The organism is Niallia sp. Marseille-Q9988 (assembly GCF_976954375.1).
Genome location: NZ_CDRJSZ010000007.1, coordinates 1 through 26934 on the forward strand (window position 1 = coordinate 1; position 26934 = coordinate 26934).

Sequence of the window (26934 nt, forward strand, 5' to 3'; positions counted from 1 at the left end):
TTTTATTTATTTGAAAGCGAATAATAAGTTGGTTTGGAGAGGCGTCCGCTCGACTCCTACGGGAGATGCGAGAAAGTCCGAGACCCTGCAGGAGCGTGAGCTGTGAAGCGGCTCGGCGCTCGCCCCGGTGAGTCGTGCGGTAAGCCTCGGAAAACAAAAACCTACACTAAGTTAGAAAGGTTTGGTAACTACCGATTCACCAGGTAATTCACTTTTTCAGTGGCCTCAAATTGTATGAGGCTATTTTATGTTTCATAGCTAATACTTTGTGAGTCTTTTCGTTTATTCTAAGGGAATATCTATTTTTTTATTATACTCTTTCATATAATGCAATCCACCAATATGAAGTTCCAAAGGTTTAGCGTTTGTTTCAAATAGTAATGTTCGCTCATTAATAATTGTTCCATCTTTGTTTTTGGCTAATTGTTGATTCGTTGTCGTTTTTAAAGGGATGTTTTCTTGAGCCTCATTGATAATACTTACTTTATCTAATAGAATAGAATCACTCGTTGAAATACGTATCATTAACTCATCCTTTAATTGAATGTCATTTATCGTCAATTCCCCATTCTCTAATGGTATCACTTTCTTTTTTTCTTCCCCAATAAGAGAAATGGATTTATTTATTTCTTTATATCCAATAAAGTTTTTTAAATGGATTTCGAGTGAAGTCACATCTTCTGGTAAACCACCATATTCAATGGAAAATGTATTGTTTTTTCCAAAAGTTGAAGAACTACCATATCCTTCTAGTGGGAAAGGTTTGCCATTGGCAATTAGTTCTACTCCCTCAAAGCCATGACTAAGTCGGTCATAATTCTCGACATTAAATGTTCCTTCTATTACTGTTTGAGTGGGGGTAGCTGTAATGGTTTTAAAATTAACCGTTCCTTTATCGACTTTTAATTTTTTATTAATAGATTGCTTCATTTTTGTTTGCAATGCTTCTTTGTGATTATAGGGAAAAGTAACCGTCCCCTCGATTATTTCGGTATCATTTTTCCAGTAATAGTATTGTAGCTGAAGTTTTTTTGAAAAAGCATTAATAGAATCATATTGTAAAATTCCCGTCATTTTTGTTTTATCATCACTTATTTCATAGTAAGAGCTATTAATATTGGCGTTCGTAAAAAAGCCAGTAATGCTCTGAGGGGTAAAAATACGATCTAAATCATCTGGTAAACCGTCTTCATTTGCTAATGTAATATAGACAACCAATCTATTTTCATCAGACATAAGTCCATTGATCGTTAATGTAGTACCATTTTCTAATAAAAAAGATTGCTCTATATTTTGCCCAAATCCTTTTTCGTTTAAATTTTTTAATGATTGGGTCATAAGCGTATCAAACCCTAATAGCTTTTTACCGTAATAAGCAATCGCATTTGATTGGTAAGTAATAAAAATGACTAAGACAATAGCGGCTACTGATAATGGGACCCATCGCTTAAAAGGAAAAAATTTAACTTGCTTAGCATAAAGCGCTTGCGCTAGTCTTTGTTCTAATTCTGGAGGTGCAGTTATGTCTGTTAACTTCTTTTGTTCCTCTAATAATTTCTGTTCAATTGAGTTCATACATCATGCCTCCCATAGACCCTTTTTAATAGGTTTAATCCATTGTGAATTCTTGATTTTACCGTTCCAACAGAGACATTCGTGATTTTTGCAATGGTTGCATTATCTAAATCGTGTAGGTATTTTAATTTAATTGTTTCCGCCTGATATGGATTTAAGGATGATAGCAGTTGTTCTATATCCATCGTCTCTGCTTTATATTTATAGGGGTCTATTGTTTGAGTTGTACTAGAGTGGAGCTCAATATCATCGACAAGTAACTCTTTATGCTGTTTTTTTAATTTTGTTTTACAAAGGTTTACTAAAATGGTCTTGCTCCAGCTATAGAAGGATTCGATTTTTTCTAGTTGCCCAATTTTCTCATACAAGATGATAATCATTTCTTCCATTACATCCATTGCATCATGAGGATTCTTCATATATGAATAGGCTAAACGATAATAATCATCCTTTTGTTGCATTACTAACTGAAGTAAAGCTTTTTTATTTTGCTTTTTTGCCTTTTGTACGAGTTTTTTCTCATTCATGTGTTCACCTCTCATATATAGGAGTATTTTTCCGTATAAAAAGTTCATTTTTTTATAAAAAAATAAAAAAGAAACCCAATGGCGAAAAGGAAGCCATTGGGAGTATGTTTATTGTTTTGTTAAAATAACCGGTCCATTAGCTGTAATAGCTATAGTATGTTCATATTGTGCTGATAGACTTCCATCAACTGTTCGTGCTGTCCATCCGTCTAAATCAACCTTGGCATGATACATGCCGATATTTAACATTGGTTCAATTGTAATAACCATTCCCTCTTTAAGAGGTGTCCCTACTTTTGGAGGACCATAGTGGGGAATTTGAGGTAGTTCATGCATTTCTTTTCCAATTGCATGCCCGACAAAATCTCGAACTACGCCATACCCTTTAGCTTCTGCGAACGTTTGAATGGTATGAGAGATATCTCCCACTCGGTTTCCAATCACCGCTTGTTCTATTCCTATGTATAAGGCTTCTTCTGTTGTTTTTAATAAGTTTTTTGCATCTGCTGAGACATTTCCTACGGGATAAGACCAGGCAGAATCAGCAAGCCATCCATCTAAGTTTACTACCATATCTATCGTAACAATATCTCCGTCTTTTAAGATTGTTTTGGAAGGGAAACCGTGACAGATCACATCATTTATGGATGCACATGTTGCAAAAGGATAACCATGATACCCTTTTTGTTCAGGAGTGGCGCCTCTTTGTAAAATAAAGTTTTCGGCAAACACATCAATTTCTTCGGTAGTAATGCCTGGTTTGATTAATTTTTTTATTTCTTTATGACAATCTGCAAGAATTTCTCCTGCTCTTTTCATTTTTGCAATTTGCTCTGGTGTTTTTAAATGAATCAATTGTTTTCCTCCTTTAATCTCCATTAATTATAACCTAGATCAACAAACTAGCCTAACTTTTCCTATAATATGCACTACTCTTTCTATCTTCATTTAGGGCTATTCTAATTATTTTATGAATATTCCTGATTGGCTGTATAAACTTGTCTTTTTTGGAAAAAATGGAGGCTATATAGAATGGAGGGTCAATAGATGAAACGCATCATATCAATGTTAATCATTACCTGCTTTATGACATCAATTTTGGCACCAAGCACATTAGCAGCTGAGAAAAAGCAAGAGCTAGTTGATAATGTAAAATCAGCCATTTTAATTGATCGTGATACAGGAACAATCATGTATGAAAAAAACAGCGAGGAAAAGCTTCCCCCAGCAAGTATGACGAAAATAATGACAATGCTTCTTATTATGGAAGCGATTGATCAAGGTAAATTAAAGCTAGACGAGAAAATTCGTACAAGTGAGCATGCGGCATCTATGGGAGGCTCGCAAATTTTCTTAGAACCAGGAGAAGAAATGACAACAGAGGAAATGCTAAAAGGAATTGCTATTGGTTCAGGAAATGATGCAGCAGTAGCTGTTGCAGAAAGACTAGCAGGCTCTGAAGAGGAATTTGTTCATTTAATGAATAAAAAAGCAAAAGAATTAGGCTTAGAAAGTACTCAGTTTCAAAATGTGACAGGGTTGCCGGTAGCAGATCATTACAGTTCTGCAAAAGATATGGCGCTTATGGCTAAAGAGCTATTGAAATATGAAGATATTACAAAATTCACCGGTACCTATGAAGATTATTTAAGGGAAGATACAGATAAAAAGTTTTGGCTCGTTAATACGAATCGTCTTGTGAAGTTTTACCCAGGAGTAGACGGATTGAAAACTGGATTTACAGCTGAAGCTAAATACTGTTTAACAGCAACTGCTATGAAAAATGGAATGCGAGTAATTGCAGTTGTTTTCGGTGCGCCAACATCTAAAGAAAGAAATGCTCAAGTAACCAAAATGCTTGATTACGCATTTAGTCAATATGAAACACATCCATTGCATAAACGAGAAGAGGCAATTGGTAAAGTAAAGGTAAGCAAAGGTTCAGAAAAAGAAGTAACGGCGGTAACTAGTGAACCTATTTCCATCCTAACGAAAAAAGGGGAGCAAATAGATAAGTTAGAAAAAGTAATTACCATGAATAAAAACTTAAAAGCTCCCATTCAAAAAGGACAAGAAATTGGAGAAATTACGTATAAGCAAGATGGTAAAACATTAGTTACAAGTCCATTGGTTGCTCAAAAAGAAGTAAAACAAGCAAAATGGTGGACGTTATTTAAACGATCAGCAGGTATGTTTACAAAAACAGAATAATCTTTTTTCCATCTTGTCGAAATAATTTGTATTCCTTCTTTTTTTAGCGAATGAACACTAGTTTTGTCTGTGGAGAAGGAAAAGCTATATAAATCTAGAATAGTTTCTTTAAACCAAATAAGGAGGCTATTCTTGTGAGTCTTAATATTGAGTTGGAAGTAAAGAACAATGTACTTTGTATACGTCTATCTGGGGAATTGGATCATCACTATGCGGAAGAATTGCGTACAAAAGCAACTTCTGCCATAGAGAGCTATAATATTCGTCACATTGTGTTAAATCTTGAAAACTTAACATTCATGGACAGTTCTGGCTTAGGTGTTATCTTGGGCAGATACAAGCAAATAAAGCAGCTTGGAGGAGAAATGGTAATTTGTGCTATTTCCCCTAGTGTACAGCGCTTATTTGATATGTCAGGTATGTTTAAAATTATGAAGCTAGAAACAAATGAAGAATTTGCCCTACAACGATTGGGGGTAGCTTAAAATGAGAAATGAAATGCATATTCAATTTAGTGCTCTGAGCCAGAATGAATCGTTTGCACGTGTGACGGTAGCAGCTTTTATAGCCCAGCTTGATCCTACAATGGATGAATTAACAGAAATTAAAACAGTTGTATCAGAAGCAGTGACAAACTGCATTATTCACGGATATGAAAATGATCCAAGTGGAATTGTTTATATTTCGGTTATATTAGAAGATTCATACATTGATTTAACGATCAGGGATGAAGGGAAAGGAATTTTCGATGTAGAGGAAGCAAGACAGCCATTATTTACGACAAAGCCAGAGCTTGAACGATCTGGTATGGGATTCACCATCATGGAAAACTTTATGGATGATATCGAAATTCAATCAAGTCCAGATAGCGGAACAGAGATTCGTCTGCGTAAGCATTTAATGAATAGCAAAATGCTAAGCAATTAAGGAGAATCGTCTATGGATGTGGAGGTAAAGAAAGATAAGAAGGAAACGTATCTAAAAGACCATGAAGTCAAAGACTTAATAAAACGAAGCCAAGATGGAGATCAGTCAGCAAGAGATACAATCGTTCAGAAAAATATGCGTCTTGTTTGGTCAGTCGTGCAAAGGTTTTTAAATAGAGGCTATGATCCAGATGATTTATTTCAAATTGGATGTATCGGTCTATTAAAATCAGTGGATAAATTTGATTTAAGCTATGATGTTAAATTTTCAACCTATGCTGTTCCAATGATTATTGGAGAAATTCAACGATTTATCCGTGATGACGGAACAGTAAAGGTAAGCAGATCGTTAAAAGAATTAAGCAATAAAATTCGTAAGGCGAAGGACGAATTATCGAAGCAATACGGCAGAACACCAACAGTTGGGGAACTTTCTGAGTTTTTAGATATACCTCCAGAAGATATCGTTCTCGCGCAAGAAGCAGCAAGAACGCCATCCTCCATTCATGAAACAGTTTATGAAAATGATGGGGATCCTATTACTTTATTGGATCAAATCGATGATGGCAATGAAGGCAAATGGTTTGATAAGATTGCTTTGCAGGAAGCAATCCGTGAATTAGATGAAAGAGAACGTCTGATTGTTTATCTAAGATATTATAAAGATCAAACACAGTCAGAAGTAGCAACAAGGCTAGGTATTTCTCAAGTGCAGGTTTCTAGGCTAGAAAAAAAGATTTTACTGCAAATGAAAGATCAGATGGATTTATAAATGGGAAAGTCGGCAAATCTCCATATAGGAGGATTGTCGACTTTTTTATTTGGCTTTACGTAAGAAATGAACAGCAATATATTGAGAGGAATGGATCGAGAGTAGGAGTATTATATGGTTGAAGAAAAAATTACCACTTAGAAGTCCATCATATTTTATAAAAGATTATCGAATACTACATTTAATAGGAAAACAATGTGTGTTAGGACGTGGAACTTATGGCAGAGACGATATATATTCGGATGAGGCATCGTATTCAAAAAAAGTCAGATGAACGGATATTCCTACAGGATCTTGCGCAAATCATTGCCACAGATGAACTGCTGTCGTCACTAAAAAATGTATGTCTTTACCATATAACAGAACAGGATAAGAATATTATTATCATAGACAGTACACGACTTATCCGTGAGATAAAAAAGCGATATAAAGACCTGGAAATTCAATTGATTGGCCCTGCGCAAACAATTATAGAGGTAGTTTTTGAAAAGAAAAAAGTAGCCCTTCCGTTTTTTATACTAGTGTGGTTGTTGCTGTTTATTGGGTCTGGATTGACGATTATGAATTTCCATGAAGATGTAAGTATGCAGACGGTTCATCAGCGCATTTATATGATGATTACCGGTAAGGAAATAGAAAAACCATTAATTTTTCAAATACCTTATTCAATCGGATTAGGACTTGGAATGGTAATATTTTTTAATCATGTTTTTAAAAAGCGCCTAAATGAAGAGCCGAGCCCGTTAGAAGTAGAAGTGTTTAACTATCAGCAGTCCCTAGATCAATATATGATTATGCATGAAAATAAAGAAAGTATTAAAAAAGTAGATGATCATTAGTATTCTTTTTGTGATTTTTGTAGGGCTAGCCTGGGGAATTACGGTTGGTGCTGGATATGTTGCTTTTTTAACTGTATTTGGCATTATTCCTAGGCTGACACAATTGACTAAAACCTTCAGTAAAATCTATGCATATGAATGGGCTGCTGTTTTAGGAGCTGTTTTAGGTACAATCGCATTTTTACAAGAACCTACTTTTTCTTTACCGGCTTTTCTCCTTATTCTAATAGGATTGGCAGATGGAATATATGTGGGAATGATTGCGGCCGCATTAACAGAGGTTTTAGATGTTTTTCCCCTTTTAGCTAAAAGAATTGGAATTGACGATCGATTATTAATTTTAATGATGGCTCTTGTTTTTGGTAAGATCTTTGGCTCCTTGTTTCATTGGATCTATTTTATTCCATAATATTAGAAACGGAAAGGAAGTATAAAGAATGAATAATAGGAGAAAAGTAATCCTTATTACAGATGGAGATGAGTATGCCAAAAGAGCCGTTGAGATTGTAGCAAAGGAAGTAGGCGGGAGATGTATATCTACTTCATTTGGTAATCCTAGCCAGCATAGCGGCAAGGAAATTTTAAGTCTTATTAAGCAAGCCAAACAGGATCCGGTGTTAGTTATGTTTGATGATAGTGGGTTTGTTGGAGAAGGTACTGGTGAAAAAGCATTGAAATACATAGCTACACATCCTGATATAGAAGTGTTGGGAGTTATTGCAGTGGCAAGCAGGACGAGAAGAGAAGAATGGACGAAAATTGATGTTGCGATTGACCAAGATGGAGAACTGACTCCCTATGGTGTCGATAAATATGGAATTCCTGAAATCGAATTGGGAAGAGTGAATGGAGATACTGTATATGTCTTAGATGAGTTAAACTTACCACTTGTAGTTGGGATTGGCGACATTGGGAAAATGGGGAAAAAAGATTCTTATGAAAAAGGAGCACCGATTACGAGAAAAGCAGTTGAATATATATTAGAAAGAAGTGGTTTTTATGAGCAGTAAGACTGAAAAAAAGGTGCAGATATACGAAGATTTAGATAATGTGGAAAAATATATGAAAGACCGGGTCGGACTTGGTACGAGTTTTGATTTAGGAGTCCGCAAAATAAAGGTAATGCAAAAACAAGTCCATTTATATTATGTGAATGGATTATGTGACAGTGTCTTAATTGCTGAATTATTAGAACAGCTATTATTCTTAAATGATACAGATAGAAAATCACAAGCTAGAAATATATTTGATATTGTGGAAAATCAACTTGTTCATCAAAGTGTACAGCCGATTGAAAAAATGGATGAATTAGTAGATCAAGTACTTTCAGGATTAATTGCCATTGTGGTAGAAGGCTATAATCATGGGTTAGTGGTAGATGTCAGAAGCTATCCAGGAAGAATGCCACAAGAACCAGACACAGAAAAGGTAGTTCGTGGTTCACGAGATGGTTTTGTTGAAAATATTATCGTAAATACAGCCATTACAAGAAGAAGAATTAGAGATGAGCGATTACGCTTTGAAATTATGAGAGTAGGAGAGCGCTCTAAAACAGATATTGCTGTTGGTTATATTGATGGAGTAGCAGATCCTGATTTAATTAACATTGTCATAAAAGAGCTGAAAAATATTAAAGCAGATGGATTAACGATGGCGGATAAAACAATTGAGGAATTTTTATTAAAGCAAAGCTATAATCCATATCCTCTAGTTAGATATACCGAAAGAGCGGATGTAGCGGCGACTCATTTATTAGAAGGACATGTGGTTATCTATGTAGATACATCCCCAAGTGTCATTATTACACCAGCAACCTTTTTTCATCATTTACAGCATGCAGAAGAGTATAGGCAAGCACCATTAATTGGTAGCTTTATAAGATGGGTTAGATTTTTAGGTGTTTTTGCTTCGATTTTTTTCCTTCCTCTTTGGTTTTTAGTTGTATTAGAGCCATCCTTATTACCAGAGCGACTATCTTTTATTGGACCAAATGAAACAACAAATATTCCAATTGTCGTCCAAATCTTTATTGCAGATCTAGGATTAGAATTTTTGCGGATTGCAGCCATTCATACGCCAACACCACTGTCAACCGCAATGGGACTAATTGCCGCAGTTCTAATTGGACAAATCGCAATAGATGTAGGTTTATTTGTTCCAGAGGTTATTCTTTATGTGTCAGTTGCGGCAATTGGTAACTTTGCTACACCTAGTTATGAGTTAGGAATAGCGAACAAACTTGTACGATTAATTTTATTAATAGTTGTAGCAATATTCCATACACCAGGTTTTTTTATTGGAATAACTGTCTATCTTTTATTTCTAATCCGGACAAGAACATTAAATGTCCCTTATTTATGGCCGTTTATCCCTTTTTATCCAAAAGCCTTTGCACAAATTCTTTTACGCCGTACGGTTCCAGGTAACAGAATTAGACCTAGTCATTTACATCCACAAGATCGTTTTAAGCAGCCGTAAGCAAAAAAAGAGGCAATTTGATTCTTGAATAGTAGTGAGCGAGAACGGGCAGATTATTTAAAGCTCCTTAGAGAGTGAATAACTGTCCGTTCTCTTTGGTAAAATTAGATGATCAGCTATTGAGAATTGCCTGAAATTATGGTACATTTGGATAATTAAAGTGAGCTAATAATAAAGTGAAACTTCAATCAATTGGCATTTTACCTAACTTGAAATGTTAGTTGAATGAATCGTTTTTTACGAGCTGTATTCCTCTTCAATCTTTTTAAATCGTGATTTGATGGTGAGTGTTATGGCCTTCCTGGCGGGATAGAAATAAGTTTCACAAACAGACAAGTGCTTTCTTTAGACTGTCTGTTTGTGATTAGGAGCATTTATAATATTTTATGGAAGAATAGAGGGGAATCAATGCACTATTACGGAACTTCAAAAGTAAATGATGCTGGTCATCTTGAAATAGGTGGCGTAGATACGCTTTTATTAGTCAAAAAATTTGGAACACCAGTTTACATTTATGATGTTGAATTAATTAGAGAAAGAGCTAGAGGGTTTAAGCAAACGTTTGACCAATTAGGTGTGAAAGCGCAAGTTGCTTATGCAAGTAAGGCCTTTTCTACGATTGCAATGGTTCAGCTAGCAAATGAGGAAGGCTTATCATTGGATGTTGTTTCTGGTGGTGAATTATATACAGCTATTGCTGCTGATTTCCCTGTAGAAAGAATACATTTTCATGGGAATAATAAAAGTAAAGAGGAGCTATTGATGGCAATCGATTATAAGATTGGCTGTATTGTCGTTGATAACTTTTATGAACTTGAAATGCTTCATCAATTATGTGAAGAAAAAAAGACAAAAGTGTCTATTCTTTTAAGGGTAACTCCTGGCATTGAAGCACATACGCATGACTATATATTAACAGGGCAGGAAGATTCAAAGTTTGGATTTGACTTGCAGAATGGACAAGCAGAGGCCGCTTTGTTGAAGGCGAAAGAGTCACCATTTTTAGAAGTTTTAGGACTTCATTGCCATATTGGCTCCCAAATTTTTGATACAACAGGTTTTGTACTTGCTGCAAAAAAAATAATGGCGCATTTAACAGATTGGAAAGCGAAGCATGAATTTGAGTCACAGGTCTTAAATTTAGGTGGTGGCTTTGGTATTCGCTATACAGAGGAAGACCAACCAATCAAGCCCGCTGAATATGTAGAAGTAATCATTAAGGAAGTTAAAGAACAAGTAAGCTATCTGAATATGAAAATGCCAGAAATATGGATTGAGCCAGGAAGATCTCTTGTAGGAGATGCTGGGACTACACTATATCAAATTGGTTCACGAAAAGAAGTCCCAAATGTCAGAAATTATTTAGCGATTGATGGAGGAATGAGTGATAACATTCGTCCTGCTTTATATCAAGCAAAATATGAAGCGGTTCTTGCAAATAAGCCTCTACAAACACCAGATGAAACAGTTTCAATTGCAGGGAAATGCTGTGAATCAGGTGATATGCTTATTTGGGACTTGCCTTTACCAAAGGCGGATGACAAAGATGTCCTTGCTGTATTCTGTACTGGTGCGTATGGGTATTCCATGGCAAATAATTATAATCGGATTCCAAGACCTCCAGTAGTTTTTGTGGAAAACGGGGAAGCAAGATTAGTAGTGAAAAGAGAAACATTTGAAGATTTATTACGATTAGATTTACCGTATAAAGAAGCTGCTTCTTTAAAAAAATAGAGGTTGGAAAAAATTAATTAGCCAATCTATAAAGACGAAAAATCTCAAATATAGTGCTTAATTAAAACTACTTTCTCATACTGGTTGAATCAATTTCATAAATTTAACGCTTAGAGCCTTAAGGTCTCAGAGACACAAAAAAAGGAGTACCTCCCCAAAATGTCGAATTTAGTAAGCACCACACAAACTAATAAGACTGGAGGAAGACTCCCTATGACTATTATACGACAAGGAAGCCTATTTGACCTACAAGAATTATATCATTTAGAACCTACCCAACGGTTTGAAGCTGTTTTTTCTACCATTGACATTGAACCGATCTTCGCTGTGGTAACGAAGAAATCGCGTTTTGGAAGGCCTGTTGAGCTAAACTATGCAGCGATGATTTATTCGCTCATCGCTAGAATTACGGAACGAATTCCATTTATTAAGGATTTAGTGAAACGATTAAAACATGACATGATCTTCCGCCTCGACTGTGGGTTTTTAGTTTCCGACTCTATCCCTTCAGAAGCAGCTTATTCTAGAATGATTACTATTCTTTGTGAATCCGATGTTCTTGAAAATGTGCAAGGAACACTGCTCCATCAAGCCATTTCAGAAGGCTTTGTCGAGGATGACACGGTTGCCATTGATGCCACTCATGTTCTAGCCAAAGATGCAGCACCTCCAAAGGAAGAACAGCTGAAACAAGAACCGAAAAAACGTGGACGTAAATCAAAAGAAGAGCGTGAACAATGGCTTATGGAAAAAGCGGAACAAGAAGCTAATCTTCCACTTTATGACAAGAAAATAGAAGAACAACTAGATATTCCTCTGGATGAACTTCGAGCTAAAATTCCTCAAGATCCTCAGTGGGGAATCAAGAAAAACAGCCAAGGAAAAAATGTTTTTTGGTATGGCTACAAAGCTCATTTAGCTGTAGGGACAAAGAGCCAGTATATCTTTCAATCTCTTCTATCCTCCGCTAATTTAAATGATGGAAAAGCTGCGATTCCTTTATTAAAAGGACTTCACGAACACGTTTTGTTTCCTTCATTACGTTATCAAACAATGGATGCAGGCTATGATTTTGAGGCGATTTATACCCAAATTTATCGAATGGGCCATCAATCTGTGATTGCTTATAATAAGCGGAATGAACCCGAACCTATTGGATTTGATAAGCACTTCGCCCCTACATGTGTTCGAGAGCATTCTTACCGTTACGATAGCTTTGATCATAAGTATGAAACATTAAAATATATACGTCCAAAAGAGTGTAAAGACTGTCCGTTAGCGAATGATGGTCTTTGCCAGAAAGTATACAAAGTAAAAATCACAACCGATCTTAGAAGATATACCGCACCAGCCCGTGGATCAAAAACTTGGAAAACCATCTTTAAACAACGTACAGCGGTTGAGCGAATAAATGCCTATCTTAAAGGTTATTTCCAGCTCAACAATGTTCGTTATCGTACTGGGAAAAGAGCGAAAGTCCATTTTGATCTCGTAACGCTTGTTTACAATGCTTCCAAGTTAGGAGCAGATAGAATTAACCGTAAGTTAAGTAAGCAACAAGCAGCTTAAAAATTTTATAGGAGATAAAATTCTGTAAGTCTGTGTTTCTTTAAAAGATTGAATTATGAAATTAACTCGGTTATCTAAGTTTTTTAAAATAGTCAGGCAGAAAAATGAAGTCGCTCCATTGGCTACCGGTGTGTAATGGAACAATACCGAAGCAGCCTTTTATCAAGCAAATAAAAGATCCGGACAACTATACAGAAATTTCGTATGGTTGTCCGGATTTTTTGTGGCTCATTAAGAAAAGAAAGACTTAATTGCATCCACTATGCTTGCAAAGACTTCTTTAATCTTTGATAAGAAGCTTTTTCCTTCTTCGCTTTCTAAATATCCAGTGAGTTTATCTTTCGCTTCACTTAGTTGATTTCCTACTTGATTCCAGTCTATGTTAAGCTCTTTTAGTTTATTAAAGAAAGAAATAAGGCTCTGTAACTGCTCATCTGTTAAAGTGATATTTAATTCTTTCGCAGAATCTTGTATGATTGTTTGTACCTCTTCAACCGTTTGTGGTTTTTCCTCCGCTATCTGTTCTTTAATTTTTGCCATTAGAGCAGTAGCTTCTTCTTGTCCAATATCTTCTCCTAAATTAGCTGTTTCTACCATTTCTTCATTTGCTGCCTGTTTTACGTCTTCGGGGATTACGGTATCGGTTGACACTTCATATGCTTTAATAATACCTGTTAAGGCAGCAGTACCTGAAACCTCAATAGGAGCGGTAATATAAATTTTTGCATCTTTTACACCTGCAGTTATTAATGCATTAATATACATCTCATCAGTAACCCAGTTTATATTTTTCGTTGTTACTTGAATACCAGTATCTTTGTCCCCAATTGTAATCGCAGAAGAGGAAATCGCTCTAGTACCAATTAACGATTTTGAGATATAATTTCCTAAATATTGATGTTCTTCTTGATTGGAAACTGTTATGATTTCGGCATCTTCAGGAGCATTCATTTCGGTTAATAAAAGCTGCTTCTGCTCTGTTGTTAAATTCTCACCTAGTGTAACAATCATATCGCCTACTGCAACATCTGCGTAAGCTGGTATTGGTAACACTAGTAAGAATGCAAGTATCAATAGTAGTATTTTATTTTTTTTCATTTAATTCCCTCCTGTATTTCCTTCTGATGTACTAGTTTTAAGTAGACTATATGCCCATCTCTTAGAAATAGCATATAGTTACTTAATATCAAGTGACTATATCTAATAGACGTATATAAATAGTAATAAGTTTCCTATTTATAGTCATATTGTTTTTTCTTTCCCTTTATTATTCTCCATAATGCTTGAAAAAATAAAGTTTTTTGTAGCTTTTTTGTAGATGCGTGCATATTTTATATAGTATTAACTAGAGTTTTAACATCGAGTTTTTACGTTTACATTACTTGTTAAAAAGGAAGCTTATTGGTGTAAGAATTAGAAAGAATGTTAAAAGAAATTAGGTAATTGGGCATATGTGGTAATGAATCCTAATGCTTATAAGATTTTCATTGAAGAATATCACTAATTTATGTATGATAGAACCAATAACATATATAATTTTTTTTGGCCGGTCCTAGATAATTCTTGCAAAAGAGGGAAGAAGATGATAATAAATTCGTGGCAACTTCGGTGCAGATGAATATTTTTTTGATTTTAGATCAGGAAAGATTGATTGAATCTTATTCTTGATGGGAAAACTGTTAATGACTATGTTTTAAAAATAATGAGGGATATTAATGATTATTCGATATAAAAAGGCATTTGAAAAGATTGCAATGGGATTATTATCTTTTATGCCTACAGAAAAAGATTTAAAAGTATTACAACAAACAATTAAACAATATGAGACGGATGAAAACTGGCAATTATTTCTGTGGAAAGATGAAGAAGATATTATTGGTTTAATCGGTGTTATTTTTGAAGACGAAGCTTCTATTACGATTCATCATATATCTGTAAATCCATCTCATAGACACCAAGGTGTTGGGAAATCCATGGTACAGGCTGTTAAAGGGCTTTATCCTAATCGTACAATGAAATCAAATGAATTAATTGTGAATTTTTTATCTAAGTGTAGCGATGGTGTTCAAGTAGATAAATAGTAGAAGAGACTGTTTCAGTTGTGGAAAAAACATCTAACGTTTTTCCTGTCTGAAATAGTCTCTTTTTAATTGGCTAAAAATAGTGCCTATTCTCTTTGACGCTTCTGAATAGCCTCTTCGCGCTCCTGGATAACGAGGCTTCTATCACGTTTTAAATGGCGATGTATAATTTCTATGGGGATATCTTTTTGGTTATTCCAGCTGATTTCCATGGAGTGTGCCAACTTTCTACATTGTTTTTCTAGGTGGGAATCAGAAATAGGTAACGGATAAGGACGAAATAAAAGGGTTTGCGCGATATTTTTTTCTTGTTGCCTTAATAAATAGAGTAAGCCTTCCCCATCAAGTCCTAACGCATGTAAGCCTTCTTTGTGTTTTTCTAAAAGCTTCCTGCTTTTCATGATTGTTTTATGTGCCCCTTTGAAATTTTCCCTTCGATGATGATAGGCAGAGACGGCCATGAGGATGAATCCTACCCAAATGGATTCCTTATTCCGACAATCGACCTTTTTCCAGTATTCTTCTAATATTTCATGACACTCAAAAAAATCTTGATCCCCATGAAAATGAACAAGAAATTGCAGATATTCTTTTGGATACATAATCGTCTCCTTTATTATTAGCTGGGCTTAAAGATAAAAGCCAACTTTGTACATAACTTTCATTATATTAATAACTAAGCTTAGAAAATGCTATCTTTCTGGTTGTTATTATATCGATAAATGAAAAAAAATGTAATGATAAGCTATAAAATAGTGAATTGGATGATTTTTCTGTTGGATAACTATTGTGTTTCCTCTATACTAATACTATCATTATTAAGTTAAGGGTATTCTATTAGGATTTTGGTGAGAATGATGCAGTATAATGTGAAAATTGATAGTTTTGAAGGACCGCTAGATTTGCTTCTTCATTTAATCAATAAATTGGAAATTGATATTTATGATATTAACGTAGCAGAAATTACCGAACAATATTTAGATTATGTTCATGCTATGCAGGTTTTACAATTAGATGTAGCAAGTGAATTCTTGGTGATGGCAGCAACGCTTCTAGCAATTAAAAGCAAAATGCTCTTGCCAAAGCACGAGGAAGATTTACTTGATGACGATATGATCTATGAACCGGAAGAGGATTCACGAGAAGACTTAATTGAAAGGTTAGTAGAATATCGGAAATTTAAAGAGGCAGCCGACGATTTAAAAGAGATGGAATTAGAAAGAGGGCTTATATTTACAAAACCTCCGAGTGATTTATCAGATTTCAGCTTAAAGACCGAGGAAATGGCAAAGCAAGAATTAGATGTTTCTTTATATGATATGCTAGCTGCCTTTCAAAAATTGCTTAAACGAAAAAAGTTGCAGGCGCCACTTGCAACAAAAATCACGAGGCAAGAAATACCGATTGAAAGTCGAATGGATGAAATTGTTGGTTTCTTACGTAATAGAAAAGGGAGAACATCTTTTGATGAACTTTTTCCAGTTGCGACAAAATCACATATTGTAGTGACTTTTTTGGCTATACTAGAACTTTTAAAGCGAAGACAAATATTTGTGGAACAAGAAGGAAACTTCGCAGATATTTTTGTAATGGGAAAGGAAGTTGAATAAAAGGTTGAAAGTGAATGACTGGAAAGCGATTGTTGAGAGTCTTTTATTTGCTGCCGGAGATGAAGGATTAACGATCAAGCAATTAATGCATGTCCTAGATTTGGAGCAATTAGAGGTCGAACAATTAGTAGATGAGTTAATTAAAAATTATCGTAAAGATAAATCCAGAGGAATTTCCATTATTGAAATAGCTGGTACTTATCAATTCGCCACAAAGAAGGAGCATTCGGATTATTTAAAGAAGTTAGTGGAATCTCCCCATGCTTCCACTTTATCGCAGGCTGCATTAGAAACGTTAGCAATCGTAGCCTATAAACAGCCAATTACAAGGGCGGAAATTGAGGATATACGAGGGGTTAAAACAGAAAGACCACTTCATACACTGGCTGCTAAAGCGCTAATTAAAGAAGTTGGTAGGGCAGATGGGGCAGGAAGAGCAATCCTTTATGGAACAACAAAGGAATTTTTAGATCATTTTGGCTTGAAGAATTTAGGAGAACTTCCTCCATTAACAGAAAAAGAAGAAGAGTTTAATCAAGAAGAAGCAGATTTGTTTTTTGAATCTTTTCAGCAAATAGAAGATTAAAAAACGCTGGTACTTAAGTATTCCGACCAAATATAAACCCAAACAATTATACGAGATGTTAACAAAAATTTCGTATAATTGTTTGGGTTTTTTATTTTTTCGAATAGACGCTTTTGGTTATCACCCGCAGAAAGCGTGTATTATGTTTTTTAATAGAATTACTGTCCTAGAAGATATGCGCTGACTGCATTTTAAAGACATGATGCCACCTTTATTGTCATACCTTTTATAAGAACGATTTTCGAAGGAATGGAGTTGACATATAGATGAGTAGTTATAATGAATATGTAAGAAATGTGTTGATTTGGAACCAGCAATTAAAAAGCTTATTAGAGGCAGAAGAAGTACAAAAGGAAGAAAGTATATGGAAAAGGCTTGATAAGTTTTCGTATTTAATGGAAGGGGTTCAAAGAAGACCCATTGAAACAGAAGAATTAATTAAAATACAACACGAGGCAGAGGAGCTCCATGATCAGATGGAAAGCTATTTTGCACAAAGACAACAGCTTGGAACAATATTTATGAAGGAGCCAAACATAGCCGTTGGGAAACATCAATTGCCAAGACTACCTTATGCTTATGATGCACTAGAGCCTTATATTTCAAAAGAAATAATGGAGTTGCATCATCAGAAACATCATCAATCCTATGTGGATGGGCTAAACAAGGCAGAGGAAAAGTTGAAAGAAGCAAGAAAGGATAATGATTTTACACTTGTGAAACATTGGTCTAGAGAGCTTGCTTTTCATGGTTCAGGACATTATCTCCATACGATTTTTTGGAGTAATATGAGTCCCAATGGCGGTGGGGAGCCAAAAGGGGCGTTATTGGAAGAGATAAAGGATTATTTCGGTAGTTACAAAGCATTTAAGCTGCACTTTACAGAAGCAGCGAAAGCGGTAGAGGGTGTTGGCTGGGCGCTTTTAGTATGGTCTCCAAGAGCAAGGCATTTAGAAGTTCTTCAATCTGAGCGTCATATGCTTTTAACACAATGGGATACCATTCCATTATTAGTAATAGATGTTTGGGAACACGCTTACTATTTACAGTATAAAAATAATAGAGGAAAGTATGTAGAAAATTGGTGGAATATCGTTAATTGGAAAGATGTTGAAAACAGATTTTTAAAAGCAAGTGAATTAAAGTGGAGACCTTATTAACTGGAAAGCCTAGTAAATTTGCAAAAAGATGTAAAAAAATATAAAGCTATCTTTGGTATGTAGCGCAGTATACTGGGCTGCATATTTTTTATTTCCTAGTAAAGCATGAATTATAGTCATATGCCTGTCTTTCTTTTCATAAACTTGTACAAATCATAAAAGGAGACGAGGTTGTGTTAAATGAAATCACGTAAAATTATTATTTTTACTATCATTACCTCCATTCTGTTCCTTGCTATTCCACAAAAAAGCAGTGCACAAATGTACGTGAGCGCTCAAAGTGCTATTTTAATGGAACAAGATTCTGGACGAGTTATTTTTGAAAAGGATGCATATACGCAAAGAAGAATTGCCAGTATAACAAAAATAATGACAGCCATTCTTGCAATTGAGTCTGGAAAATTGGATAAGACTGTGACTGTCAGTAGTACGGCCATAAAAACAGAAGGATCGTCTATCTATCTACAAGAAGGGGAAAAAATTAAATTAGAGGATTTAGTATATGGCTTAATGCTTCGTTCAGGAAATGATGCTGCAGTTGCAATTGCGGAAACTGTTGGTGGAAGTTTAGATGGATTTGTCTATTTAATGAACCAAAAGGCAGAAGAAATCGGAATGAAAAACACGCATTTTGCTAACCCTCATGGACTTGATGATCATGAAGACCACTATTCTTCAGCATATGATATGGCATTACTTACCCGCTATGCAATGAACAATGATACATATAAAAAAATTGCTGGAACAGAAAGCTATCGTTCTGAAAGCTCCAATGATAAATGGGATCGTGTCTGGAAAAATAAAAATAAACTATTAACAAGTCTTTATGAATATTCAACTGGAGGAAAAACTGGTTATACAAAGAGAGCAAAAAGAACGTTAGTTAGTACGGCTGAAAAGGATGGAGTGTCATATATTGCTGTCACTTTAAATGATCCTGATGACTGGGACGATCATATCAATCTGTTTGAAACGGCTTTTAAGCAATATAAAATGGTACAGGTATTAGAGGAAGGGGAAATAAAAGCAGTTAAAGATAAGTTCTATAAAAATAAAATTTATTTAAAATCAGCTGTTGAATTCCCTGTGACAAAGAAAGAGGAAGATTTATTTAAGGTAGAGTATAAACTAACAAAACTAAAGGAAGACTGGCAAAGAAATCAGGAGGATGTACCTGAAATAGTTGGTGAAGCAAAAATATATTTAGATGATAAGCTTGTTGATAGTGTCCCTATTCATTTTAAACATGATAAGAACAAAGAAACCAAAAGCTTTTTAGATTATTTCAAGAATATGTTTATGGCAATGACTGGGGTTGGCAAGGATGGTTAATTATATTTGGGCTGCCCTTGCTATAATTGGCATTGTTTTTGCAGCTATTAATGGGACAATGGATGAGGTTAATAAAGCAATTTTTTCTGGGGCAAAAGAAGCAGTGACAATATGTATTGGCCTGATTAGTGTACTTGTTTTCTGGCTTGGAATGATGAAAATAGCGGAGCAGGCAGGCTTGCTCCGAAAACTTACAAACCTATTTAGGCCAATTGTAGCAAAGCTATTTCCAGAGGTTCCAAAGAATCACCCTGCAATGGGGTATATATTATCGAATATGATTGCAAATATATTTGGATTAGGGAATGCGGCAACACCATTAGGAATTAAAGCAATGGAAGAGTTGAAAAGATTAAATGGTGGCAAGAATACAGCCAGTAACAGTATGATTACCTTTCTTGCCCTAAACACATCATGTATAACTTTAATTCCGACAACGGTTATTGCAATTAGAATGAACTATCATTCTGCGTCTCCAACAGATATAGTAGGACCAACCATTATCGCAACCATTTTCTCTTGTATTGGTGGGATTTTGATTGACCGCTATTTTTACCATAAGAGAATGCGGAAAGGGTGATGAGTGATGGAAATAATTTCTTTAATCTCATTGTGGATGATTCCTTCCCTCATTGGGTTTATTTTACTGTATGGGACATTTAAAAAAGTTCCAACTTATGAAAGCTTTGTAGAAGGTGGAAAAGAAGGAATTCAGATTGCTTTCTCCATTATTCCATATTTAGTAGGAATGCTCGTTTCAATCTCTATTTTTCGTGCATCTGGGGCATTAGAGTATTTTATGAGCTTTCTCAAGCCGGTATTAGACTTTATCGGGGTTCCATCTGAAGTAGCACCACTTGCCATTATTAGACCGATTTCAGGAAATGCGGCATTAGGAATGACAAGCGATTTAATTTCTACCTATGGACCTGATTCATTTATTGGAAGGCTTGCTTCTGTCATACAAGGAAGCACAGATACAACCCTCTATGTATTAACCGTTTATTTCGGTGCTGTAGGGATAAAGAAGATGGGGGACGCCCTAAAAGTCGGATTACTAGCAGATCTTGTTGGATTTATCGCTGCTATTGTTGTGGTAACTTTAATGTTTGGAAAATAACAACAAAATGTCTTAGGTGAAGTTTTTGTTTAGGAACTTTGTCTTAAGGCATTTTTTTTGTTTTTTAGTTTACCAGATTCTCTCTAAGTGAGTTCTAAAAATGGTTTTTAATTTTGGTAGTATTTAATGAGTAGCACCCCCTAATTTCAAAGATTTCTTTGAAATTTCATCAATTTATGTCATAATTCATAGGAATGGCAAAAAAAGAACGATCAAGCGTTTTGAATTAGTCTATTTTCTAATAAATTGACACTATAAAAATAGGATAAACATTTAGAAATACTTTATAAAAACGATCAATCATTTTTTACTGTTGAGAAATTGGATGAGGTGATAGAGTTGGAAAGACTACAAAAAGTAATTGCACATGCAGGAATTGCATCAAGAAGAAAAGCAGAGGAATTAATCCTTGAAGGAAAAGTAAGGGTTAATGGAAAAACAGTTAAAGAGTTAGGCGTAAAAGTCGGTTCTAACGATAAAATTGAAGTAAGTGGCATCCCTGTAGAAAGAGAAGAACCTGTTTATTTCATACTATATAAACCAAGAGGAGTAATCTCTAGTGTTAATGATGATAAAGGGAGAAAAGTCGTCACAGATTATTTCACTGAAATAGAAGCAAGAATTTATCCAATTGGACGCCTAGACTATGATACATCTGGCATTATTTTGTTAACGAACGATGGAGAATTTGCTAATTTAATGATGCATCCAAAGGGTGAAATTGAAAAAGTCTATGTTGCTAAAGTGAAGGGAATACCAGCGCGGGAAAAAGTAAAGCAATTGGAAAGAGGCATTATGCTAGAGGATGGAAAAACTGCTCCAGCAAGAGCAAAAATCCTGTCTGTCGATAAGAAAAAAGGAACAAGTATCGTTGAGTTGAAAATCCATGAGGGAAGAAATCGTCAAGTAAGAAGAATGTTTGAGGCGATTGGAACACCTGTTATGAAATTAAAAAGAGAAAGATATTCTTTCTTAAATTTAAATGGTTTACAACCTGGAGATGCTCGGGAACTTACTGCACATGAAGTGAAGTTATTGAGAGCAGAAGCACAGAAAAAGAAGGGGTAATTATACTATATATATGATTTCAGCTGGAGAGAGTTTATTTAATACAATGACTTTCCTCTGCTGCTTCTATTTATTCACTGAATATCAGAAAAAGCTTTCTCATTTGTTCTGTTATAAATAGGTAAATCAACAAAAGTTCATAAAAGTGTCACATATGACAATGGGATGATAACAATATCTGCATGATAATAATGCTATAATAAATGTGACAAATAAGAGAAATCATCTAAATAATTTACTATTTAATTGGAAAACTGCAGTATAAATAATAGTCCATAACATACATTGCATTTATTTATACATGTAACATACGAAACATAATAGGACAATATATCGTTTCGTGTATTTTGTTAGGAGGTATGAACGATGGAGAAGGAAATTAAAATCCTAGTGGTAGATGACGAAGAAAGAATTAGACGTCTTTTAAAAATGTACTTAGAAAGAGAAGAGTTTACTGTAGAGGAAGCGGAAGATGGAGTGAGCGCTCTTTCTAAGGCATTAAACACTGATTATGATGTTATCTTACTCGATCTGATGATGCCTGGAAAAGATGGTATGGAGGTATGCAAGGAGTTAAGAGAGAAAAAAACTACTCCTGTTATCATGCTTACTGCTAAAGGGGAAGAAGTAAATAGAGTTCAAGGATTTGAAGTTGGTACAGATGATTATATTGTAAAGCCATTTAGTCCTAGAGAGGTAGTTTTAAGAGTAAAAGCACTCTTGAGACGTTCAACCACCACTACATTTGAACAAAGTGACAGCTCATCAAAGGACGTCATCATATTTCCAGCATTAACCATTGATCATGATGCACATCGTGTATTAGCTAGCGGTAAAGAAGTAAGCTTAACTCCAAAGGAATATGAACTATTATATTTCCTAGCTAAGTCTCCAGATAAGGTATTTGATCGAGAATTACTATTAAAAGAAGTATGGCATTACGAATTTTTTGGTGATTTAAGAACAGTGGATACACATGTTAAAAGATTAAGAGAAAAGCTTAATCGCGTTTCGGAAGAGGCAGCTAGCATGATTGTTACTGTTTGGGGAGTAGGCTATAAGTTTGAGGTTAACAATGGATGAAGTTTTGGCGAAGCGTAGTATTTAAGCTTTGGATAACCTTTTTATTGCTGGTTTCCGTTGTTTTAACGATTCTTACAATCATGCTACTGGAGTATTTTGAGCAATATTATACAGAGCAAACGGAAACTGAATTAACCAATACAGCAACTAAAATATCAGAAATAATGAAAGAACATAATAATCAGACTGGATTAGAAATTGTAGGGGAACTTTTAGATCATTCGACTGGAGCATTCATCATTTCTTCTCCTGACCAAATTTATTATTATCCAGAGAGTCGTCTACAGGAACTCTCCGTTTCTTACATTGAAGAAAATGAAGCATTAAAAAACGTGGCATCAAGTAATGAGCCAACCGTTGTGATGACAAGATGGAAGAATAAGGATGATACACCTGAGCAGGTAGCAATCGTAGGTTCTCCCCTACATGTTAATGGGAATGATGGGGCTGTTTTTATTTATCAGTCTTTACAATCGATGAATGAATCTAAGCAGTCAACAGCTAAATTTATCGTATTAGCTGCTGTTATTGCCGTTATTTTAACGACGATATTTGCGTTTTTCTTATTAACAAGAATTACTGCGCCTTTAAGAAAGATGAGAGAAGCTGCCTTTGAAGTATCTCAAGGGAATTTTTCGACAAAGGTACCTATAATGGCGCAAGATGAAATCGGTGAACTTTCGATTGCGTTCAATGAAATGGCAAGAAGATTACATTTTAATATGAACGCCTTAAGCCAAGAAAAAGAACAGTTGGATAATATTTTAAGTGGAATGGCAGATGGGGTACTAACACTTAATCGAAATGGGAGCTTGCTCCTTACCAATCCACCAGCAGAAAAATTCTTGCAACACTGGTATTATGAAAAAGGCGAATTAAGTGATATGCATGCGCAAATTCCTAATGAACTGAAGAAATTATTTCAGCTTGCCGTCCATACTGGTAACGAACAAATAGATGAAATCACTTTACAAGGCAGAAACTGGGTTATGATTGTTAGTCCCCTTTATAATAAAAAGGATATTAGGGGAGCAATTGTGGTTATTCGCGATATGACAGAGGAACGGAAATTAGATAAGTTGCGGATTGATTTTATTGCGAATATTTCTCATGAACTTAGAACTCCGATAAGTATGTTACAAGGATATAGTGAAGCAATTGTAGATAATATTGCTGAATCAGAGGAAGAAAAGAGAGAAATGGCACGGATAATCTACGATGAGTCATTAAGAATGGGGCGCTTAGTAAATGAATTTCTAGATTTAGCCCGAATGGAAACTGGCTACTTAGAACTAAGAAAAGAACAAGTTGATTTAAATAGCTTTATAAACCGCGTTGCAAGAAAGTTTAAAACAATTGCGAAAGAGAAGGAAATAGTTTTTACTGTTTTTATTTCAGAAGATATCGGTGAATATGAGCTGGATCCAGATCGTATCGAGCAAGTTTTAACCAATATAATGGATAATAGTTTACGACATACGCCGAGTGAGGGTACTGTTTCTTTACGTGCTCGTTCTGATGATTACGGAGTATATATAGAAGTGGAGGATACAGGGGCAGGTATTCCTGAGGAAGATTTGCCATATGTTTTTGAACGTTTTTATAAAGCAGATAAAGCAAGAACAAGAGGGAATGCAGGGACTGGCCTAGGATTAGCTATTGTAAAAAATATCATTGACGCCCATGGTGGCGATATTTCTGTTTACAGTAAATATGGTCGAGGGACGACATTTTTTATCTTTTTACCTCGAAATAAAGAAGAAAATTAGAGAAAGTGCCGATTCTTCTTGATTCATGAGAAACAATTTAACATAATAGAACATATGGGGGTGTCATGGAAGGATTTTGACCCTACAAGCTATTTTTCCATTTTGTATGTAGGAATGTTACTACATGCAAGTATAACTTGTAAGGGTAAACTTTTCTTGACCCCCTTTTATTATATTTATTCCACTATTAAACTTCTGTAAGACGGAACGCTTGCTAAGTAATTTCATGAAAAATAGGCGGGAGATCAACTGTATGTGAGTGCTCAAAATGTTTCAACTATCAGTATGGGATGAAGAAAAAGTACTGATGATAGTTGCACATTATAAGGAATAAGTAAAAGAAACTAGAATTAATTATAAAATACTGAAACTAATGACACTAAATTACGACTAATATATTGAACGGGGGAGGGGAAAAGATGAACTCCGTTTTTGATGAAATCTATACTAAGTATCATCATGACGTTTTTCAATTTTTATTTTATATGGTAAATCACAAGGAGACGGCAGAAGATTTAGTACAAGAAGTTTATATTCGTGTTCTAAATTCCTATCATCGCTTTGAGGGTAAGAGTACGGAGAAAACCTGGTTATTTAGTATTGCTAGAAATGTTGCCATCGACCATTTTCGTAAACAAAAGAATTGGAAAGAGCGTATTATTGATAAGTTTGACTGGTCCAAACAGCAAATAAAAGCAGATGGATTTCTTCCAGAAGAAATTACCATGCAATCGGAAGAAATGAAGAGTGTTTACAATGCGTTACAATATTGTACAGTAGACCAGAAAATGGTTATTGTGTTTCGATATATTCAAGAACTTTCCATATCAGAGACAGCGAAAACACTTGGATGGACAGAAAGTAAAGTGAAAACAACACAGCACAGAGCATTAAAGGCACTACGGACCTTTTTAGAGGAAAACGGGGGGAAGGAGGATTCTTATGCCGAAACAAAAGTGGAATGATGAAAAAATCAAGCAAACCCTTAAGCAATTGCCATCTATTAAAGATGAACGGAGCCCGGAATTTATTTATCATACTATCCAAATGAGAAAGAAATCTGTTCACAAAACAAGAGTATTCATGCCAATATTGGCGACAGTATGCACAATGATGATTCTATTTATTATTAGTCAAAGTTTTTTGGACAGCAATGAATCATTGGAGAGCGAAAGTAAAGTTGCTGATAATTCTGCTTTAATGAAAAATAGTGTGTCCGAAAAGGTAGAAGAAAATGAAATACAAAATTCTGAAATTACGGATCGGCAAACGAAAATGGCCTCACCGGCTCTTACAAAAGTTGCTATATATCATGAAGACGTAGGTGATTCTGAGGTAATAACCTATCCAATTCCTGATCAAAATATCCAAGTGATTGTTCCTGTTAGCATTTTAGTTGAAAATCCGAATCATTTATCTAGGTTTGATTTATATGTTCAAAATATAGATAAAATGATTGGTGTTAATAAACAGTTAAGTGACTATTTTCCAATTAGTCCAGAGCTGTTTACTTATCATTTAAGTAATAATACCATCGAAGTAGACACGAAACAAAAATTGACGAACATTGGTTCACATTCTGAGGACTTTTTTAATACACTAATTCAGCAGCAATTGCAGACAATTGGTGCAAAGAAAATGATGTTTTATACAGACGGAAAACTAGGAGTTGAGCTCGGTAATCGAAAAGAAACGACTATTGAATATAGTCCGCTGGAAAAACGTGCTTACTTCCTTTTGCAAGATGAATCAACAGAGAAACCATTATATGTACCTTGGGAAAAACCTTATGATACAATTGAAAATGCTTTTGATGCAATGGAAGATGATATGGAAACACATGGATTAACAGCATCAATCCCTGATACAATTGATATTGATAAGGTTTCAAAGGACGAAGGGAAAAGGCAGTTAATTGTCCATTTGTCAAATGAAAGTAAAATGGAAGAGGATCAGAAGACGTTATATGCAATCGAATCTATCCTTTTAACTGCAAAGGACTTTAAATACTCAACAGTTAAGTTTGAGAATACGAAAGTTGAAGCAGTTGGTGAATTTCAATTAACGAAAGAATTAGCTGTTCCAGTTGCTGCAAATAGAGTGGATATAAAAGAATAAAGGGAAAAGAAGCGTAGTTATTGGACGCTTCTTTTTTATGTTTTTGGTCAAATTAATTTTATGAAAATGGTGCTACCCCATGAAATTAATGAGGTCTCTGAAAAACTACAATTTAATGATAATTGTTGGTGGACGACTTTTAAATTTAGGTATTTCATTTGTTTTCCGAGGCGACAGCTCGCTTTCCATGGGGCGAGCGCCGAGCCGCTTCGTCACTGCGTTCCTGCAGGGTCTCGGACTTTCTCGCAGTTCCCATAGGAGTCGAGCTATCGCCTCTCCAAACCAACTTAATATTCGCTTTCAAATCAATAAACCCTTATTTAACTTGGAGAAACTATACTTTTTCAGTGCCCATGAAATTAATAAAGGAAGCTAT

27 protein-coding genes are annotated in these 26934 nt (G+C 35.1%); 22 read left to right on the forward strand and 5 right to left on the reverse strand.

The features are described 5' to 3' along the window. Positions 1-282 precede the first annotated feature (282 nt). From ACWNMZ_RS13575 to map, 3 genes are all read right to left on the reverse strand, one after another. On the reverse strand, positions 283-1575 hold the full coding sequence (locus tag ACWNMZ_RS13575; RefSeq protein ID WP_251628025.1) for a DUF4179 domain-containing protein: 1293 nt from the start codon (positions 1573-1575) through the stop codon (positions 283-285). Continuing rightward, entirely contained in the window at positions 1572-2102 is a 531-nt protein-coding gene (locus ACWNMZ_RS13580; protein WP_251628024.1) for an RNA polymerase sigma factor, read from the reverse strand. The genes ACWNMZ_RS13575 and ACWNMZ_RS13580 overlap by 4 nt, the downstream gene beginning before the upstream one ends. A 108-nt stretch (positions 2103-2210) precedes the next feature. Beyond that, a complete protein-coding gene (gene map / locus ACWNMZ_RS13585) occupies positions 2211-2957 on the reverse strand; it encodes a type I methionyl aminopeptidase (protein ID WP_031537331.1) in 747 nt (248 codons plus the stop codon). A 192-nt stretch (positions 2958-3149) separates the two neighbouring features. Between map and ACWNMZ_RS13590 the strand changes: the two genes are divergently transcribed. From ACWNMZ_RS13590 to ACWNMZ_RS13635, 10 genes are all read left to right on the forward strand, one after another. Continuing rightward, the gene (locus ACWNMZ_RS13590) at positions 3150-4313 is read left to right on the forward strand and encodes a D-alanyl-D-alanine carboxypeptidase family protein (protein WP_031537332.1); all 1164 of its coding nucleotides are present in this window, start codon (positions 3150-3152) and stop codon (positions 4311-4313) included. A gap of 134 nt (positions 4314-4447) precedes the next feature. Continuing rightward, positions 4448-4798, forward strand: coding sequence for an anti-sigma F factor antagonist (gene spoIIAA / locus ACWNMZ_RS13595; RefSeq protein ID WP_031537333.1), 351 nt, complete (start codon positions 4448-4450; stop codon positions 4796-4798). Position 4799: 1 nt separating this feature from the next. Next, complete coding sequence (spoIIAB, locus tag ACWNMZ_RS13600; RefSeq protein WP_031537335.1) at positions 4800-5240, forward strand: anti-sigma F factor; 441 nt, start codon at positions 4800-4802, stop codon at positions 5238-5240. Positions 5241-5252: 12 nt separating this feature from the next. Continuing rightward, the gene (gene sigF / locus ACWNMZ_RS13605) at positions 5253-6011 is read left to right on the forward strand and encodes an RNA polymerase sporulation sigma factor SigF (RefSeq protein WP_031537337.1); all 759 of its coding nucleotides are present in this window, start codon (positions 5253-5255) and stop codon (positions 6009-6011) included. Between the two features lie 218 nt (positions 6012-6229). Further along, on the forward strand, positions 6230-6850 hold the full coding sequence (locus tag ACWNMZ_RS13610) for a stage V sporulation protein AA (protein ID WP_031537340.1): 621 nt from the start codon (positions 6230-6232) through the stop codon (positions 6848-6850). Continuing rightward, on the forward strand, positions 6840-7259 hold the full coding sequence (locus ACWNMZ_RS13615; RefSeq protein ID WP_031537342.1) for a stage V sporulation protein AB: 420 nt from the start codon (positions 6840-6842) through the stop codon (positions 7257-7259). The genes ACWNMZ_RS13610 and ACWNMZ_RS13615 overlap by 11 nt, the downstream gene beginning before the upstream one ends. A gap of 28 nt (positions 7260-7287) precedes the next feature. After that, positions 7288-7860, forward strand: a complete 573-nt coding sequence (locus ACWNMZ_RS13620) for a stage V sporulation protein AE (protein ID WP_031537343.1) — start codon at positions 7288-7290, stop codon at positions 7858-7860. Then, entirely contained in the window at positions 7850-9328 is a 1479-nt protein-coding gene (locus ACWNMZ_RS13625) for a spore germination protein (protein ID WP_251628021.1), read from the forward strand. The genes ACWNMZ_RS13620 and ACWNMZ_RS13625 overlap by 11 nt, the downstream gene beginning before the upstream one ends. A gap of 408 nt (positions 9329-9736) precedes the next feature. Beyond that, complete coding sequence (gene lysA / locus ACWNMZ_RS13630) at positions 9737-11062, forward strand: diaminopimelate decarboxylase (RefSeq protein ID WP_251628020.1); 1326 nt, start codon at positions 9737-9739, stop codon at positions 11060-11062. Between the two features lie 213 nt (positions 11063-11275). Continuing rightward, a complete protein-coding gene (locus ACWNMZ_RS13635) occupies positions 11276-12631 on the forward strand; it encodes a transposase (protein ID WP_251628018.1) in 1356 nt (451 codons plus the stop codon). 231 nt (positions 12632-12862) lie between these two features. Here ACWNMZ_RS13635 and ACWNMZ_RS13640 read toward each other — a convergent pair whose 3' ends face one another. Continuing rightward, entirely contained in the window at positions 12863-13729 is an 867-nt protein-coding gene (locus tag ACWNMZ_RS13640; RefSeq protein ID WP_235249782.1) for a DUF1002 domain-containing protein, read from the reverse strand. 617 nt (positions 13730-14346) lie between these two features. On the opposite strand from ACWNMZ_RS13640, the gene ACWNMZ_RS13645 reads away from it, so the two are divergent. Continuing rightward, positions 14347-14712 carry a GNAT family N-acetyltransferase gene (locus ACWNMZ_RS13645; RefSeq protein WP_031537349.1) on the forward strand — a complete coding sequence of 122 codons (366 nt, stop codon included), beginning with the start codon at positions 14347-14349 and terminating at the stop codon, positions 14710-14712. An 86-nt stretch (positions 14713-14798) separates the two neighbouring features. On the opposite strand, the gene ACWNMZ_RS13650 is transcribed toward ACWNMZ_RS13645, so the two are convergent. After that, complete coding sequence (locus ACWNMZ_RS13650; RefSeq protein WP_235249793.1) at positions 14799-15314, reverse strand: DUF309 domain-containing protein; 516 nt, start codon at positions 15312-15314, stop codon at positions 14799-14801. A 255-nt stretch (positions 15315-15569) separates the two neighbouring features. Between ACWNMZ_RS13650 and ACWNMZ_RS13655 the strand changes: the two genes are divergently transcribed. From ACWNMZ_RS13655 to ACWNMZ_RS13705, 11 genes are all read left to right on the forward strand, one after another. Further along, complete coding sequence (locus ACWNMZ_RS13655) at positions 15570-16322, forward strand: segregation/condensation protein A (protein WP_031537351.1); 753 nt, start codon at positions 15570-15572, stop codon at positions 16320-16322. Positions 16323-16326: 4 nt separating this feature from the next. Continuing rightward, entirely contained in the window at positions 16327-16908 is a 582-nt protein-coding gene (gene scpB, locus ACWNMZ_RS13660; RefSeq protein ID WP_251628030.1) for an SMC-Scp complex subunit ScpB, read from the forward strand. 266 nt (positions 16909-17174) lie between these two features. Continuing rightward, the gene (locus tag ACWNMZ_RS13665) at positions 17175-18068 is read left to right on the forward strand and encodes a superoxide dismutase (protein ID WP_031537354.1); all 894 of its coding nucleotides are present in this window, start codon (positions 17175-17177) and stop codon (positions 18066-18068) included. Between the two features lie 180 nt (positions 18069-18248). Continuing rightward, complete coding sequence (locus ACWNMZ_RS13670) at positions 18249-19400, forward strand: D-alanyl-D-alanine carboxypeptidase family protein (protein WP_251628016.1); 1152 nt, start codon at positions 18249-18251, stop codon at positions 19398-19400. Then, the gene (locus ACWNMZ_RS13675; protein WP_031537356.1) at positions 19393-19980 is read left to right on the forward strand and encodes a nucleoside recognition domain-containing protein; all 588 of its coding nucleotides are present in this window, start codon (positions 19393-19395) and stop codon (positions 19978-19980) included. Before ACWNMZ_RS13670 ends, ACWNMZ_RS13675 begins: the two co-directional genes overlap by 8 nt. Before the next feature lie 6 nt (positions 19981-19986). Beyond that, positions 19987-20520, forward strand: a complete 534-nt coding sequence (locus ACWNMZ_RS13680; protein ID WP_031537357.1) for a spore maturation protein — start codon at positions 19987-19989, stop codon at positions 20518-20520. Between the two features lie 339 nt (positions 20521-20859). After that, complete coding sequence (rluB, locus tag ACWNMZ_RS13685; protein ID WP_235249822.1) at positions 20860-21588, forward strand: 23S rRNA pseudouridine(2605) synthase RluB; 729 nt, start codon at positions 20860-20862, stop codon at positions 21586-21588. A 366-nt stretch (positions 21589-21954) separates the two neighbouring features. Beyond that, positions 21955-22671 (forward strand): response regulator transcription factor, encoded by a 717-nt coding sequence (locus ACWNMZ_RS13690; RefSeq protein WP_235249831.1) that lies wholly within the window; start codon positions 21955-21957, stop codon positions 22669-22671. Continuing rightward, entirely contained in the window at positions 22668-24440 is a 1773-nt protein-coding gene (locus ACWNMZ_RS13695) for an ATP-binding protein (RefSeq protein ID WP_251628014.1), read from the forward strand. The genes ACWNMZ_RS13690 and ACWNMZ_RS13695 overlap by 4 nt, the downstream gene beginning before the upstream one ends. A 398-nt stretch (positions 24441-24838) precedes the next feature. Continuing rightward, positions 24839-25405 (forward strand): RNA polymerase sigma factor SigX, encoded by a 567-nt coding sequence (gene sigX, locus ACWNMZ_RS13700; RefSeq protein WP_268817824.1) that lies wholly within the window; start codon positions 24839-24841, stop codon positions 25403-25405. Next, positions 25383-26558 carry a GerMN domain-containing protein gene (locus tag ACWNMZ_RS13705; protein WP_031537365.1) on the forward strand — a complete coding sequence of 392 codons (1176 nt, stop codon included), beginning with the start codon at positions 25383-25385 and terminating at the stop codon, positions 26556-26558. The genes sigX and ACWNMZ_RS13705 overlap by 23 nt, the downstream gene beginning before the upstream one ends. Positions 26559-26934: the final 376 nt, after the last annotated feature.